The following is a 15,519-nucleotide window of genomic DNA, read 5'->3' on the forward strand; positions in this document are numbered from 1 at the left end:
GCCCGTGTTACCACCACCACTCCAATTGCAATCCCGCTGTCGAGCCGTCGCGGGAATCACCGAAGGTGCCGGTTGACGACAACGTGTCACCGGGAGCGGCCGCTTGTTGTGCCGCCTGGTTCCAGCGCGCGTAGGTATAGAAGAGGCGCAGTTCCGGGCGTGCCATGAACGCTCGATCCACCCCCAGTGTCAGCGCGATACTCGCCTTGGTCAGGTTGCGCGTGGGTCCATCGTCCGGCGTGACGATGTCTTGCCCCAGATCACCTTGCAGCTTGAAATGTTTAGTAAACGCGTATTCCGGGCGCACACCCAGGGATACCCAGGTCTGCGACCCGGTCGGGGCGATATCACGTTGATAAACGCCCACCAACTGACCGCCAAAATTCTGGGTAGCCTGCCAACCGAATGCTTCAACGATCCGGTAGCTCTTGTAGCGAGTGTCATTGGTCAAGGAGCCGGTGCTGCCAAGCCCGGTACCCGGCCCAACGCCATACTGGAAAGCCAGTTTGTTTTTGCCGCCCAGCAGATTGATCTGGGTATGCTGCGCAGCGACCGACCAACCACCATGGGCATTCTCCTGAACGCCATCGTCCCCTCTGAGCGGGGCGCGCGCAGGGATATAAGACAAACCAAACTGCAATTCGCCGTCGGGGTTGGGGTGGAAGCCGGACAATTGAAAATCGTGACGGGTTGCCAGATCCTTGGAGTCGACAGTGTCTTCCCGGAAAAAGCCATAGCTGAACTTGAGGTCATGACCGACGGAAATATTGTCGATGCCAGAGCCCAGACCACTCGGGTTCCAATAGTAAAAGTCGTTAATGTTCACGTCGTTGCGGTGGTAATAGATCCGGCCGAGCCAGACGCGAGCAGTGTCCCACCCGGGAATATCGGTCAACTGCACGTACGATTGTGGCAATCGAATACGTCCATTGTTGCCATCGCTGTCGTTAAAGGTGGGTGTCCTGTTGAGATCGCTTGCCAGATTCACCATACCAACGGCCGACAACTGCATGCCACTCTCGAACTGGAACATCTTTTGATCGAGCTCAAGCTCGCTGTAGTTATCGCACTCGTTGCCAAGTCGATATTTGCTCTGAGCGCCGGCCAACTGGAAACACGCTTGTTTTTGGCCTTCGCTGCTGCCGACTCCTGCGCGCAGGTACCCCTTGAATTGGGTCCACTCCCCTTCTTGATCCGACGCGATGGCGGTCGACATCCCAACCAGGGAGCCGATGGTCAATAGCAGCACATTCATGTGCGTACAACGCCCACCTCTATGACTGCCTGTGCGACTACGCAAGTAACCGTGGGAAATCCACGAGCCCAATTGGCCACCTGATTGACCAGCAGTGAAAACGTTGCTGCCGCATGAGCGAGGGCGGCTGAACCGGCCTCTTTTCGCTGTATTACCCATGGCATATCTCCAACTATTATTGTTTTTGTAGACACATCACATACTTGAATCCAAAGCGCTTTTAATCATTACCAAAGCGCTTCTAATTTATTCCAAAGCGCTTTGGAGAAAAGACTATAGCAGCTCAAAAAAAGACGCAAGCGGGATTTTTGGCGGCTTGGCCAGTGGCTACATGAAGGGCGGCGTACGCCGAGGCAAAGGCGCTATGCCGTCACACGTGCAAGCAGGAGATCAGTGCGACTCCGCATCGAGTGACACGGATACGCCCTGTTGGCCGACGCCACTGTCGCGATGAGTCAAAGCGCTTTGATGATCAGCATGGGAAATGTAGTATTGGTAAAAATACTCACTTCATGCGCCTGATGCAGCCGCACAGCGCTCTTGCCCATTCAGGCGATCATCGTCGATGAATCTAAAAGAACTTGCCCACAAGCTTGGGTTGTCCCAGACCACGGTCAGTCGCGCACTCAATGGCTACACGGATGTCAGCGAAAAGACCCGTGAACGAATCACCGCCGCCGCTGCAGCCGCGGGTTACCGACCCAATCCCGTGGCACGTCGTCTGGCTACCGGGCGCGCGGATGCCATCGGCATTGTCTATCCGCTCATGGTCCATGACCTTGGCGACCCCTATTTCGTACAAGTTGTCGCGGGTATGACTGAAACGCTGGGTAAATCGGATATGGATCTGATGCTCGCTTCAGCGTCCGGCTCTGATGAAATCCGCACCTACCAGCGCATGATCGAAGGGCGACGCATCGACGGTATGGTCGTGGCGCGAACACACTTGCATGACGCCCGATTGTCCTATCTTGCCAAAAAAGGTGTTCCTTTCGTGGCCTATGGCCGCAGTATTCTGCCCGATCCATACGCCTGGCTCGACTTCGACACAGCGGCAGGCCTGCGCATGGCAGTAGAACGACTGGTCAGCCTCAAACACCAACGTATAGCCTTGTTGAGCGGCCCGCGGGAGCTGTATTTTGTGTCGCAGGCCCGCGAGGGATACGTCAAGGCGATGGCCGATGCGAAACTACCGGTCGAAGCGCAGTACATGGTGGAGAGTACCCTGGATCGCACTGGGGGCTATGAGGCCATGAGTCGCCTTCTCTTATGCGATCCTCGACCAACCGCAGTCATTGTGGATAATCCTCCCTGCGGGGCGGGAGCCATGCGCGCGCTCGTCGAGGCGGGTGTCGAACTAGGCAGTGAAATGTCGGTCATTGTTCATGACGGCCTCCCTCCGGACGCACTCATGGGGTATGAGATAACCGCCTTGCAATCCGCCGAGCCACTCGCCGTCGGCAAAAAAATCATAGAGCTTATGCTCGCGCTGCTCGATGGCGAATCACCCGAGAACCTCCAGGTGCTGTGGCAGCCCACCTTGAAAATAGGTAATTCCGATGGCCTCTGCCCCGGCTAAGGTCAGCCTCTATGCCGACCGCGGAAAAAGCCAATCAGCCCTTGGGTCGAGCCGTCTTCCGCCCGCACCTCCTCCTGCCCCACAATTCGCGAGTACACACCTTTACCCAGCTCTTTGCCCAACTCCACCCCCACTGATCGAACGCATTGATGCCCCAGAGCACGCTCTGCACATAGACCTTGTGTTCGTACATCGCGATCAGTGCGCCTAGCCGCTTGGGATCGATGCGCTCAAGAACTAAGGTATTGCTTGGTCGATTTCCGGGGATAACCTTATGCGGCGCAAGCCGTTTCACCTCGCAAGGAATTTCCGCGGTGCGGCGCTGAACAGCCGCACTCCGAGGTGCACCTCCAGCTTAGCGACACTCTTGGCCCCGCAGCTGGTATCGCTCAAGCATCGTGCGGCCTCGGCGAAGCTGCCGACCCCGGCGCTACGCACAACGCATTCGATACTTCTGAAGGTTTCCATAGGTGTCACTATAAACTTTGGGTTTACCCAGCCTATTGCAATTAGTGCCTACCTTCCCTTCGGTGGTCATTAGAACATAAAACGACATCATTAGTTTCTGTAACGGAATCCGAACCAGGCTACCCGTAAGCGTCCAGCAAATACGCCTTGCGAAATTAAACTCATCCATGCGGAAAACAATGAACAGGGGTGGGTTGTGTTTAAAATTCACGTCGCTACGACGTGGGGGGGGAAACGTCCTTGTTTATGAGGCGACGGTATTGATACTGCGCAGGGGCGGTCAGGGTGGGTCTGTAACTGGAAGCGTTGGCCAGCATTGATACTCCTGTGGCCCTCTTTTGGCCAGAAGCGCACGGATGGTAGCGCCAGCTAGTGTGCTGTTCTCGAAATAATTTTTCTGCGGTCTTAGCTACACTTTCTCTGTCATTCAGCGCTCGGGGGAACGCAAGTGAACGCCCAAGAGATCGTCCTCAGCCCAGAAGAACAAGCCGAACTGAGCCGCCGAGTACGCTCGGCCATCATCAGTCAGCGCGACGGCCGTCGCGCCCGGCTGATCCTGCTGGCAGCCCAAGGTTGTTCGCGGATAGAGATCGCTCGCTTGACCGGCTTCTCACTCCCCACAATCACCTGTTGGTGCCAGCGTTTTCAAACGCTGAGATTGGACGGTTTGCTCGACAAGCCGGGTCGTGGGCGCAAAACGTCCTTGCCGGCTGACGCCGTGTGCCGTGTCCTTGAGCAGGTCACTCAGCCGCGAATAGGTGAGCCTCGATGGAGCTGCCGGAGCATGGCACGAGTCGCCGGGATCTCGTCCACCAGCGTGCACAGACTCTGGGCCGCCAATGACCTGAAACCGTACCTGACACGCACCTTCAAACTGTCCAATGATCCGCATTTTGAAGAGAAGTTTTGGGATGTTATCGGGCTGTATCTCGACCCGCCAGACAAGGCGTTGGTGCTCTGCTGCGATGAGAAAAGCCAGGTTCAAGCCTTGGAGCGCACGCAACCTGGTTTGCCTCTGGGGATCGGACATATCCGTACGCAATCGCATGACTATATCCGTCACGGCACGGTCACCTTGTTCACTGCACTGGATTATCTTCAAGGACGCTTGATCAGCTGCATCGAGCGACAACACCAGCATCAGGAGTGGCTGGAGTTTCTCAAAAAGATCAATCGCGAAACGCCCAAGCATCTTCAGTTGCATCTGATCGTGGACAATTACGCCACCCACAAACACCCGAAAGTGAAGGCTTGGCTTGAGAAGCACAAGCGCTTCCACATGCATTTCACCCCGACCTCCAGCTCGTGGACGAACATGGTTGAGCGCTTCTTTCGTGACATCACGGTGTACTTACGCGAGGGCAGTTTCAGTCCGGTTCGCGAATTGGAGAGTTCGATTACCACGTTCCTGGCATTGCGAAATGCGCAGCCAACCCGCTATGTGTGGAATGCGAAGGGAGAGGATACCTTGAACAAGATACAGCGAGCCCGTGAGGTAATGGCCTCACAGGCTCGCGGGTAAGTTATTTTCAAAACAGCACACTAGCGTCCGACCGTTTGAAATCTAAAGGGTTTCTTTTCTTGCCTAAACAATAGAAGACTTAATTTTTGACTTATTATCGGATCGTTGCAACAGCAAAAAAGACCAAACTCCAAGACAAGCTATTAGATTCTGCGCTGAGCCCGCTGAAAACTGTTATCAACCTGATGGGATCAGGAGTGCAGGTATGCTCGAAAAATGCCCGTATCGTCGACCACTCCTCATCATCTCAGGAGAGCCACAACTGACTGTTGGCGCATCGAGCTGCTTGTGATGCCGGGTAATTTCTTCTCAGTCGCCAGATTGACCGCTTGGGTTTTGCATTCTTCGGAGTAACACAGGTTACTCATGACACCTCCTGATTGGCCTCAGTTTAAAGTAAAGAGATATCTACAAAACTTGGGGCGATTCAGTTTGTCCCACAGACGCTTACAAACAAATCAATTTACGGCTGTCCTCTTGCCATCTTACGATTGGTCGTTCGATGACGAAGATCTGATCCAGTCACTAATAAAGTGCAAGGTGCCGGGAGCATATGATCGGCGCCCGAGAGCCACGAATAAATACTCCTTCCATATCGGCCATTGCGATACCAACTGATAATTAAACAGCCCTGCTCTCAACAGGCCGTGAGTGGCATCGGGGATAACGATAACTTGCCTGTCCCTGACGCCAGAAAATAGCTCCTTGTAGACTTTCGAGTCTTCGGCTGCATTGACATTCAAATCCATAGCCCCCCAAATCGCCAGAACCGGCCCCTTCATGGTTTTCAATGATGGAGTCACGTCTTCGTTGTAATTTTTCAGAACGAAGTTGAAATGGGTGCGGTCCATATCTGGAAAAGTATCAGAGGTGTATTTTTCATTTGGATTGCCGAAAATCTTGTCATTCTTTTCGTATTCCTCCCGTACGATTACGTTGATTTCATCTTGAGTACGCCCCTCAGCCGCCAGTCGCAACCCGGTGTAGTACATGCCCTGCCGTCGCCAGCTTACAGCCCCACCGATAATTACCGAAAAATCCGGATCCCCTTCACTCGCAGCCCTCGGTATTACCCATCCACCTTGGGAGAAACCAAGAAAACCTACCTTATTTGTTGCAACGCCACTTTCCTTGCGCACTCGAGCAAGTGCGGCCACGGCTTCCGTGGCACGATCTGACATCGACTGGTTGAGCCAATTCCCACTGCTTTCCCCGACACCCTGTTTATCCCAAGTAAAGACACCTATCCCAGCATCGAGAAGGCTGTTAATTAGCGGGAAGTATCCATCGGATGCGAAGCGATCCACAGGACCATCACCATGAATGATCAAAGCCACGGGCGCTGATTGAACATTCATGGGCAATGCCAGCGTGCCGACCAACTCCGCTCCACCTGCCCGAAACTGCAACGTAGAGACCCGAGCATCTTTGAATTCTATGTCGGATAAGTTTTGGAACACGAATACAGCCAATCCTAGAAGTACCGCAACGACACTAGCGACACCCAGAACCGTATATTTTTTTGACATCCTGACCTCGAATCCGCACCGAAAATAGCAGCCCACGCATTAATCGCTTGTGTCGTCATACATCAATGAATCAAGCGAAAACCGAGGCTTCCAACGTCATATCTAAAAACTCCCTGCATCTTCACGTCAGCCCGCTAACCCCCCAGAGTGGATAGCAGGCTGACGGCTGCCGATGGTTAGGACAGGTGTTTGCGGTCGCTGCTGGTAGCACTGCTTTACTCCTTCACAATTAATAGACTAAGTGATTAGTCTATAATACGCTGCTGCCAAGTCCCTCGTCTATGGGAATGAGAAGGCCGGGAGAAAGGCAGATTTTCGCCAGCGGCGCTGGATCACGACTCGCCGGGGGAAGGACATCGTTTCGTTCGAGAGCATTTGCCGCGAATAGACCGAGATACAACGCGCGTCAGGGTGGTTCCGGCCTAGGAATATCGGTGTTTGGAACACCTACCGACAGTAGGCAAACAATTCAGTACCTACACGCCAGGAATAGAAAATGTCAGAGCCTGAAGTAGCAAAAAATCACACCTACCATGACCTTGCAGCCAAGCATGTTTCGGCAAGCAGGATCATTGCGCTGTTCACTCCATACAAACTGCAAATAGCACGGGTCATCTGCCTGATCCTGGTGTGTTCAGCCATCGGAATGGCCTCACCTTTCATGCTGCGGACAATTATTGACGAGGCGTTACCTAACGCCGATATGAGCCTGCTCGCCTATCTCGCTGGTGGGCTGATTGGCGTTGCCGCCCTAACGGCAGGACTCAATACACTTCAGATTGTCATGTCTACGAAGATCGGCCAATCGATCATGCACGACCTGCGCGTAAGGTTATATTCGCACCTGCAATCGCTCTCACTCTCCTTCTTTTCAGCGACACGCTCTGGTGAAATCCAATCACGCATAGCCAGCGATATCGGGGGCCTACAAATGCTCGTCACCAATACGGCCAACGAGCTGGCGCGTAATTTCAGCATCGTGGTGATGACAACCATCGCCATGTTTCTACTTGACTGGCGCCTCGCACTGTTTTCGATGATTGCGGTGCCCATCTCTATCATCTTGAGTGATCGCGTCGGCAAGATGCGTGAAGCCATTACGCACGAACAGCAGGTTCGTCTTGGCGATATGTCCGCTGTGGTCCAAGAGTCTCTTTCAATTTCAGGTGTCATCTTGGCTCGTACTATGGGGCGTGGCGCACATTTGACCCAACGTTTCACGCGTACATCCAAGGAAGTCGCAAGGCTGGAGGTCCGTTCTAACACCACAGGAGAATGGCAGTGGCAATTGATTTTGCTGATGTTGTCGATGTTTCCGGCACTCACCCTTCTACTGGGTGGCTTGTTGATGCATGCCGGCGTTCTGGTCACTATCGGAACGCTAGTGGCGATGATCGCTTTGCAGGAGCAATTACTTTGGCCGCTGGAAGGTCTGCTGGAGATCGGGAGAGAGTTGCGCACCACCCGAGCCTTGTTCACCCGGGTTTTCGAGTACCTCGACAAGCCCGTAGAGATCACCGAACAACCTGACGCCGTCTGTTTAGATCGGCAGCAAATGCAAGGCGCGGTTCGACTGGAGAATGTTGAGTTTTCTTATCCCGGCAGCCAGGAACCTACACTGTCGGATATTTCAATCGACATTCCTGCCGGGGCCAGTGTCGCCATCGTGGGAGCCACAGGATCAGGTAAGACCACGCTGGGTTATCTGCTGGCTCGTCTGTACGATGTCAATGCCGGTGAAATCCGTTATGACGACGTGGATGTTCGTAGTCTCAGTTTTGAATCTCTTACCGATTTGCTAGGCGTAGTAACGCAGGAACCTTATCTCCTCTACGCCTCTGTGGCAGAGAACCTGCGTTTTGCAAAACCAGACGCGACCGACGAAGAGTTGATCGCGGCCGCCAAGATTGCGCAAATCCACAACAGTTTATCCGCCTTGCCCGAAGGGTATGACACGCTGGTTGGAGATCGTGGATACAGGTTTTCGGGAGGAGAAAAGCAGCGTCTTGCACTCGCACGCACGATTTTGCGCAACCCTCCGGTCCTTCTTCTTGATGAAGCGACCAGTGCGCTGGATACCCGTACCGAAAAAGCCATGGAGGTTGCCCTTGCAGCTCTGTCAAAAGGGCGAACCACAATCACGATCGCACACCGCCTCTCGACCATTCGCCACGCAGATCAAATCGTCGTTCTGCAACGTGGCCGCGTCGTTGAAAAGGGAACACATACCGAATTGACGAAGCTCAATGGCGTTTACGGTGCGCTTGTAAAGTCGGGGCATTGAGCCCCTCCTTCAAGCGCTCCCTCGCGGCCTTGTTTTCGTACGCTTCTCGCTTCACAAAGAGACGCCTGCGAAAGAGAACTCGTAGCACGGAGCATTACCGACCCGCCCCTTATCTATTGACGCAACACCGAACTTGTCGAACATCTCGTTCATGTACTCGGTGTCACCATATTCAATACGGCGCACGCCTACCGTACAGGCCAGATATTTCGACCTCTAAAGTTCTGGCTTCACACTACTCATAACCGGGCCGTTACAAACAGACTGAGCCAGCCGAAAACCAACGTCATCAATGCAGTAGGTGGGGTGGCTCTTCCGGCGGCAAGAGGCTCGGCATCCATGAGCCGGATCGCACCAGCCTCCGCCGCGAAACACCCGATATGGGCCATAGACTGCCGGGTCGTAGATATCCCAGCACCACTCCCATGCATTCCCAATAGTGTCATGTAGGCCCCATGCATTCGCCGCCTTGCTTCCAACTGGATGAATGCACCCTTCTGAATTTTCACGGTACCAAGCGACGTCTTCGAGTGGCCCGTATCGCACCTCCGAGCTGCCGGCTCTGCATGCAAATTCCCATTCTGCTTCCGAGGGAAGCCGGTAGCCGTTCACACCCCAGTCGCATTCTATTTCCCGTCAACAGTCGTGCGATAGCTCGGCGTAAGCCCCTGCTGCAGGGAGATTTGGTTGCAAAAACTGATCGCGTCCAGCCACGACACCTCAACTTTTGGGGTGTCGCCTTCCTCATCAGAGACCGCGAAATCATTGACGAGTTGCTGGTATTGCCATGCAGTTATCGGATAACGTCCGATGCGATACGGTGGAAGATCCGCCGTCCATCGAGTCCCTGCCGCTTCGTCTTTAACACTTGCTTGCCCGCCTGGGATATTGATCATCGTTGGCGGCCATAAACGGCGATCATGAAATGCCTTATCCATTGAGTTGCTCTCTCCACGATAGCTGTGCGAGTTGAGACATGCGAACGCTAACCTAAATTGGCTCCCTGACTCGCTCCAGTTGCAAGCACGAACCGTTGGCCTGATTTCGTTGCTAATGCGCAGTCGTTGAGGCACACCTGTCTTTCCGATGTTCTACCGCTTGCACTGCTGCAGATAAGTCGCTTTGGTATTGGCGAGCACGTCCTTGCGGACCTTGATCCATACCGAGACACTCGTCGCACCTGCTTCGCATTTCAGCTGTGCGGGGGGAGCAAGGAATCGCTTTCCTTCCGATCCATCTCGGTGACCGAGGTCAATCGCATTAATCTTTGGGCGAGATACCTTCGCAAGTCGTCCATATAAGTGAATACCACCGGCACGAAAACCAGACTCAGGACGGTAGACGTGATCAAACCTCCGATCACAGCAATCGCCATGGGCGCCCGAAAGCCACTGTCGGCACCACTGCTGAGGACCGCGGGCACCATGCCGGCGGCCATGGCGATGGTCGTCATGATGATCGGGCGGGCCCGCTCTGCTCCCGACCGCAGAAGTGCGTCCCGGCGCGAAACCCCTTCCCGGCGCTTTTCATTGGCGAACTCGACCAGAAGAATAGAGTTCTTCGTGACGATGCCCATTAACATCAAAATGCCGATCATCGCGGGAAGGTCGAGTGCTGCGCCATAGAGCAGCAGACCTGCAATGGCGCCGCCGATGGACAGCGGGAGCGCGACCAGGATCGTGATGGGCTGCAGAAAATCTTTGAACAACAGCACGAGGACGGCATACACCATCAGGATGCCAAACCCCATAGCCACACCGAACTTGTCGAACATCTCGTTCATGTACTCGGCGTCACCATATTCAACGCGACGCACGCCTTCAGGCAACGCTTGCAGCACAGGCAAGGTATTGATGCTGTCGAGGGTATCGCCCAGGGTGGAGCCAGAACTCAGGTCCGCGTCCACCGACACCCGCCGAAGACGGTCGAAGCGTTCGATGCGCGCGGGCCCATCTGCGAAACTGAGAGTGGCGACGGCATGAAGCGGAACGCTATTGCCATCATCGGTTGGAATGCTCAGATTTCGAAGAGTCTCCAGGTCACTGCGTGAGCGCTCATCCAGCACGACGCGAATAGGTACCTGTCGATCAGTCAGGTCGAATCGAGCAGAACTCGCATCGACTTCGCCGAGTGTGGCGATACGCATGACGTTGCCGATGCTGGACGCAGAGACTCTCGCCAGTGCTGCTTCATGGAGACGCGGCTGGATCAACAATTCCGGGCGAGCAAGCGGCTCGTTGACCTGAACGTTGGCAATGCCTGCAACTCCACGCATTTGTCGCTGAAGTTCGTTCGCTGTCTCTGACAGCTTTGCGGGATCCGCGCTGAGCAGGATGATGGAAACATCACGCGCATCGCTTCCCCCCTGGAATGTGAATCGTATGTCGTCTAACTGATTCAGATCTTGCTGCAACAATTGCTCGAACCCTTTTTGATCCAGCTCCCGTTCGCTCGGGGGCTTGAGGCGGACCAGAAGCATGCCTTTGGTGACATCGTTCGCGCCCGCTGCATCCTGTCCTCCGGCCAGCGTGAATACAGCATTCACTTCCTTGCGCTGGGCGATCTGGTTGCCGGCCTCTCGGAGCTTCTCGTCGGTCTGAGCCAGTGGTGTACCCGGGGTCAGCTCGACGTTGACTTGCGTAAGGCTCAGATCGCTCACGGGCATGAACCCCGTGGGGAGCAAAGGAATCAAAAGAAGCGAGCTGACAAGGAACGCCACCCCACTCCCTAGTGCTATGCGGCGATGCCGAAGTGACCAGTCCAACAATCTGAGATAGAGCGCCATCAACTTGCCTGGTTGGGCGTGCGGGCCATGACCTACTGAACCCACACCTGCCTTCGGCTGCATCAGATAGGCGGCGAGAAGCGGTGTTGCCAGCCTTGCGACCAACATAGAGGCCAGTACGGCCACGGAAACCGTGATGCCGAACTGTGTGAAGTAACGTCCAATGTAGCCACCAATAAAGCTGACCGGAAGAAACACGGCCACAATGGTCGCGGTGATGGCAACGACTGCGAAGCCGATCGCACCGGAGGCATCGATCGCGGCACGGAACGGGCGTTTGTCCATGTCCAGATGACGCTCAATGTTTTCGATTTCGACAATCGCATCATCGACCAGGATGCCGATAACCAAGGTCAAGGCCAGTAAGGTGATGCTGTTCAGGGTGTAGCCCAGCAATGCCATGGCGGCGAATGTCGGTAGGATCGACAACGGGAGCGCGATGGCCGCGACCAGGGTGGCGCGCCAGTTGCGCAAGAAAAAGAACACCACTATGACGGTCAAGCCCGCGCCTTCCAACAACGTCATCATAGACATTTTGTAGCTGGCGCGGGTGTAGTCCACCGTGGAGGCGAACTGTTGGATCTTGAGATCGCCATAACTGCGTTGGAGGCCGGCGATGGTGTCTTCAACGCCCTGAGCAACCACGGTGTCACTGGAGCCTTTGGCGCGATAAACGGCAAAACCAACAACTTCCCGATCATTCAACCGGGCAAGTTCCCGATTCTCGCTACTGTCGTCGTGCACGGTCGCGAGGTCGGCCAGAGTGGCCCACCGCGCCCCAGGCAGTGAGATCGGACGGGCCGCTAGCGCCTCCATGCTTGCGGCGCTCCCTAGCGTGCGGATGGCTTGTTCGCGGCCGTAGAGAATGATACGTCCGCCAGGCACATCCACATTGCCCTGCACCAATTGTGTGTTGACCTGTTCGGCACTGATGCCTAGCGCGGCAAGCCGCTCCGGCTTGAGTTCAATCCGGATCTCTCGGTCCGCGCCCCCCATGCGCTGCACACGCTGAACACCGGGTGTCGCGAGCAAGGCTCGGCTGACGGTATCGTCCACAAACCACGAAAGCTCCACGGTACTGCGCTCAGCGGAGTCGACTGCGTAATAGAGGATCGCGCCCCCTTCGACATCTACCCGCGAAATGCGCGGTTCCAGCACGGCTGGAGGAAACTCGGGGCGCACCACGGTAACGGCCTCGCGCACGTCATTCGTTGCACGGTCAGGATCGACGCCGAGTTGAAATTCAACCGTGGTCAGAGAAGTGCCGTCGCTCAGTGTTGAACTCATGTGCCGGATACCGGCAAGCCCGGCAATGGCGTTTTCCACGCGGCGGGTGACAGCATTTTCCAACTCGCTCGACGCGGCTCCCGGCAGGGTGACAGCAACGGTGACGACGGGAAAGTCCACACGTGGGTTCGCGTTGATGGGCAGGCGCACGAACGCGCTGATGCCGACAACAGCCAACAGGAAGAACAGAACCAGCGTGGGAATGGGCCGCCGAATCGCCCAGGATGATACCTGGAAGCTCATGGCGCCTCCTCGATCAGCGGCGCAGGAGCGGCGGAGCCGTTCACCACGTCGCCTTCGCGCACAAACGCAGATGCATTCGCGACTACACGCTCGCCGGCCTGCAAGCCCGAGGTAATCTCCAGTAAGTCGCCACTGCGCCGACCGGTTGCCACTGTTTGACGAGTGATGAGCCCCTGATCATTGATACGCATCACCCAGGCCCGATGGGAATCGATGATAGAAAACGCCCGAGCCGGCAGCGTCACGTCGAGCTTGCGCGGCGCAAGGACCAACGTCGCCTGGGCATAGGTACCAACGCGAAGCAGAGGCGAATAGCCCAACTCAATACGCACACGACCGAGTCGGGATCGCGCATCAACCTTGGGTACCACCCGTCGAATCGTGCCCTTCATGGGAGACGATATCCCGGCAATCTGGACGCGGAGCGTTTGCCCAGGTGTGATATCGACCAGATCGGTTTCCGCCACCTCCCCTTCAAATTCGATGACCCCCTCTCGAATCAGCCGGAACATGGGTTCACCACCGCTCAACGCGCCGGTACGTGCCATACGCTCCACGATGACACCTGCAAAAGGTGCCCGGATATCAGCTTTGCTGCGGTGGTGGCGAGCGTCGGCAAGTTGCGCGAGCGCCTGCTCAACTTCTGCACGCGCAGCTCGCAGGTTGGCGGCTGCTGAGTCCGCCTGGGCACGACGCTCATCGACCTGCTGCTCACTGACCGCCCCACTTTCCCCCAGCGACTCGATGCGTTTGAAGGTGGCTTGTGCTTCAACAGTGACAGCTTCCTGTTGGCCGACTGCAGCACGCGCACGTGCCCATACCGCTTGCGCCTGGCGAACCTGCGCGTCCAGCCCTTGGGTTTCCAGGCGAGCCAGCAACTGTTGCGCCTGGACACTGTCGCCCTCCTCCACATTCACCTTTGCCACACGCTGTTCCGGCACGGATGAACTGATGGCGATTTCCTCGCGGGCAACCAGTGCTCCATTCACCTGTACAGAACGATCGAGCATCGCTGGACCTGCCGTGGCTGTGCTGACGCGCAGCGGGGGTACAACGGAGGCTGCGGGCTCGTCGGAAGGCCAAAGCAGCAATATTCCCAAGCTGACCAGCAGCAGGCATACACCCGCCCCAAGCCACAGGCGGTGAGATCGTGGCGCACCCGCAAAGGCGAGGTTCGGGTTCATCGGAGTTTTCATTGAGGTAGTCCGAAAAAACGTGTCGGCAAAAAGGCTTTGCGCACACCGGTGCAGCTCCAGTTTTCACCGGAGAAGGAACGGCGTACAGGCAATGAACTTAGTGAAAAGCGCTACTCAAGAAATCGTCGAATCATGCGCATCAACGTTGGCGTATAGGTTTTGAGCTTGAAATCCCGGTCCAGAACAGAGCGGGAAACTGCACCGTCAATAAGAGCGATGAGCCAGGTAGCAGCGATTTTCGGATCCAAGGTTGCATCGATCTGACCTTGTGTGATTCCGCGCTGTAGAAGCGCGACCAGATCCCCCTTGATCGAAGCCTCGCTGGCAGCAAATAAGGCTGCCATTTCAGGGTTGCGCATGGACTCAGCAACAACCTCAACGCCGATCTTGGCGTAGATAGGATCGGCGCACTGCTTCAAGAGGTCCTTCGCCAATCGCTCGACAGCCACAATGGCATCGGGTTCATCGGCAAGTCGGGCGAAGCGCTCACTCATTTCGCGTCGGTCCTCCTCCGCAATGGCCTCAATCACTGCCTGTTTATTGGGGAAATAGTGAAACAGATTGCCAGGGCTCATGCCCGCAGCAGCACAGATTTCGTTGGTCGAAGTACCGCGAAAGCCTTTTTCAGCAAAGCACATGACCGCTGCTTCGAGGATCTGGTGCAGCTTGGCCTGGTGCTTCTCAGGATCAACTTTTCTCATTTCTTCTCCATAGAGGCAGGTGTTGATGTTCGCCCCCTTCATTAGATCGACTACTTAGTCTAGTATTTAGAAAACCCCAGGCACAGTCAAGCGACGATACGAAAGGATCTTTCCGTGAGCCGACCGGCAAACTCCCCTATAACGCAAAGGCCGCTTCTATCCGCGGTCATGGTTTTAGCCGCCACGCTTGCAGGATGCGCAAAGCTTGGCCCGCAGCCCGAAAACGTGCAGCCCGTTGCAACCGATTGGGCGAACCGTGGCACCGTGCCTCGCACACCGATCGTCGACCCAGCTCAGTGGTGGAAGGCGTTTGATGAGCCGGTGCTTGATGCGTTGGTTGCACAGACGCTTGAACAAAACCTGACGCTGTTGCAGGCCAGCAGCCGCTTGCAAGCCGCCCGGGCACTGGTGCGAACAGCCGAGGCTCAGCGTTTGCCACAGGTGGGCGCAACCACTGAAGGCCGCCGCCAGAAGCGCTTGTCCGGCCCCGCCGAAAGTGACTTCGAGCGAGCCTCGGAAGATAACCTACAGTCTTCTACCGGTTCGCGAACCAGCAGTTACTTCCAGGCGGGTTTCGATGCATCCTGGGATGCTAGATCTGTTCGGGCACTTCGCAGCGACCGAACAAGCCTCCCGCGCAACAGCGGGTAGTGCGCTGGCCGAGTCTCGA

Annotated in this window: 11 protein-coding genes and 3 pseudogenes; 5 read left to right on the forward strand and 9 right to left on the reverse strand. The window is 55.8% G+C overall.

Annotated elements, in window-relative coordinates:
* Positions 1-7: 7 nt before the first annotated feature.
* On the reverse strand, positions 8-1,255 hold the full coding sequence (locus LOY56_RS15000; protein WP_258615162.1) for a carbohydrate porin: 1,248 nt from the start codon (positions 1,253-1,255) through the stop codon (positions 8-10).
* A gap of 562 nt (positions 1,256-1,817) precedes the next feature.
* Between LOY56_RS15000 and LOY56_RS27035 the strand changes: the two are divergent.
* Both LOY56_RS27035 and LOY56_RS15005 read left to right on the forward strand, forming a co-directional pair.
* Positions 1,818-1,949, forward strand: a pseudogene (locus tag LOY56_RS27035) (LacI family DNA-binding transcriptional regulator); the annotation flags it as partial.
* A gap of 15 nt (positions 1,950-1,964) precedes the next feature.
* Positions 1,965-2,834, forward strand: a complete 870-nt coding sequence (locus LOY56_RS15005; RefSeq protein WP_408980387.1) for a substrate-binding domain-containing protein — start codon at positions 1,965-1,967, stop codon at positions 2,832-2,834.
* Between the two features lie 2 nt (positions 2,835-2,836).
* On the opposite strand, the pseudogene LOY56_RS15010 reads toward LOY56_RS15005, so the two are convergent.
* Positions 2,837-3,132: pseudogene (locus tag LOY56_RS15010) on the reverse strand (glucose-6-phosphate isomerase); the annotation flags it as partial.
* Positions 3,133-3,143: 11 nt separating this feature from the next.
* A pseudogene (locus tag LOY56_RS15015) lies at positions 3,144-3,302 on the reverse strand (LysR family transcriptional regulator); the annotation flags it as partial.
* 448 nt (positions 3,303-3,750) lie between these two features.
* Between LOY56_RS15015 and LOY56_RS15020 the strand changes: the two are divergent.
* A complete protein-coding gene (locus tag LOY56_RS15020; RefSeq protein ID WP_258615167.1) occupies positions 3,751-4,824 on the forward strand; it encodes an IS630 family transposase in 1,074 nt (357 codons plus the stop codon).
* Between the two features lie 485 nt (positions 4,825-5,309).
* Here the strand turns inward: LOY56_RS15020 and LOY56_RS15025 are convergent, their stop codons facing one another.
* Positions 5,310-6,353 carry a S9 family peptidase gene (locus LOY56_RS15025; protein ID WP_258615169.1) on the reverse strand — a complete coding sequence of 348 codons (1,044 nt, stop codon included), beginning with the start codon at positions 6,351-6,353 and terminating at the stop codon, positions 5,310-5,312.
* A 496-nt stretch (positions 6,354-6,849) separates the two neighbouring features.
* On the opposite strand from LOY56_RS15025, the gene LOY56_RS15030 reads away from it, so the two are divergent.
* The gene (locus LOY56_RS15030; protein ID WP_258615170.1) at positions 6,850-8,637 is read left to right on the forward strand and encodes an ABC transporter ATP-binding protein; all 1,788 of its coding nucleotides are present in this window, start codon (positions 6,850-6,852) and stop codon (positions 8,635-8,637) included.
* A 216-nt stretch (positions 8,638-8,853) separates the two neighbouring features.
* Here LOY56_RS15030 and LOY56_RS27040 read toward each other — a convergent pair whose 3' ends face one another.
* The 5 genes from LOY56_RS27040 to LOY56_RS15050 all read right to left on the reverse strand — a co-directional run bounded on the left by LOY56_RS27040 (position 8,854) and on the right by LOY56_RS15050 (position 14,849).
* Positions 8,854-9,249, reverse strand: a complete 396-nt coding sequence (locus tag LOY56_RS27040) for a formylglycine-generating enzyme family protein (protein ID WP_408980336.1) — start codon at positions 9,247-9,249, stop codon at positions 8,854-8,856.
* A 14-nt stretch (positions 9,250-9,263) separates the two neighbouring features.
* Complete coding sequence (locus LOY56_RS15035; RefSeq protein WP_258615171.1) at positions 9,264-9,575, reverse strand: formylglycine-generating enzyme family protein; 312 nt, start codon at positions 9,573-9,575, stop codon at positions 9,264-9,266.
* A gap of 254 nt (positions 9,576-9,829) precedes the next feature.
* Complete coding sequence (locus LOY56_RS15040) at positions 9,830-12,952, reverse strand: efflux RND transporter permease subunit (RefSeq protein ID WP_258615174.1); 3,123 nt, start codon at positions 12,950-12,952, stop codon at positions 9,830-9,832.
* The gene (locus LOY56_RS15045) at positions 12,949-14,136 is read right to left on the reverse strand and encodes an efflux RND transporter periplasmic adaptor subunit (protein WP_258615175.1); all 1,188 of its coding nucleotides are present in this window, start codon (positions 14,134-14,136) and stop codon (positions 12,949-12,951) included. The genes LOY56_RS15040 and LOY56_RS15045 overlap by 4 nt, the downstream gene beginning before the upstream one ends.
* Positions 14,137-14,258: 122 nt before the next feature.
* Positions 14,259-14,849, reverse strand: coding sequence for a TetR/AcrR family transcriptional regulator (locus tag LOY56_RS15050; protein ID WP_258615176.1), 591 nt, complete (start codon positions 14,847-14,849; stop codon positions 14,259-14,261).
* Positions 14,850-15,074: 225 nt separating this feature from the next.
* Here LOY56_RS15050 and LOY56_RS15055 point away from each other — a divergent pair, with 225 nt between their 5' ends.
* Positions 15,075-15,500: a TolC family protein gene (locus LOY56_RS15055; protein WP_258615178.1), complete on the forward strand. Its 426-nt coding sequence runs from the start codon at positions 15,075-15,077 to the stop codon at positions 15,498-15,500.
* Positions 15,501-15,519 lie beyond the last annotated feature (19 nt).

Origin of the sequence: Pseudomonas sp. B21-048 (assembly GCF_024748615.1) — a bacterium.
Lineage (GTDB): Bacteria > Pseudomonadota > Gammaproteobacteria > Pseudomonadales > Pseudomonadaceae > Aquipseudomonas.

What these genes read in the sequence shown, in the direction of transcription:
- LOY56_RS15035 (WP_258615171.1), bottom strand. Translation starts at nt 9,575, where the DNA reads ATGGATAAGGCATTTCATGATCGCCGTTTATGGCCGCCAACGATGATC.
- LOY56_RS15040 (WP_258615174.1), bottom strand. Translation starts at nt 12,952, where the DNA reads ATGAGCTTCCAGGTATCATCCTGGGCGATTCGGCGGCCCATTCCCACG.
- LOY56_RS15025 (WP_258615169.1), bottom strand. Translation starts at nt 6,353, where the DNA reads ATGTCAAAAAAATATACGGTTCTGGGTGTCGCTAGTGTCGTTGCGGTA.
- LOY56_RS15000 (WP_258615162.1), bottom strand. Translation starts at nt 1,255, where the DNA reads ATGAATGTGCTGCTATTGACCATCGGCTCCCTGGTTGGGATGTCGACC.
- LOY56_RS15045 (WP_258615175.1), bottom strand. Translation starts at nt 14,136, where the DNA reads ATGAACCCGAACCTCGCCTTTGCGGGTGCGCCACGATCTCACCGCCTG.
- LOY56_RS15050 (WP_258615176.1), bottom strand. Translation starts at nt 14,849, where the DNA reads ATGAGAAAAGTTGATCCTGAGAAGCACCAGGCCAAGCTGCACCAGATC.
- LOY56_RS15030 (WP_258615170.1), top strand. Translation starts at nt 6,850, where the DNA reads ATGTCAGAGCCTGAAGTAGCAAAAAATCACACCTACCATGACCTTGCA.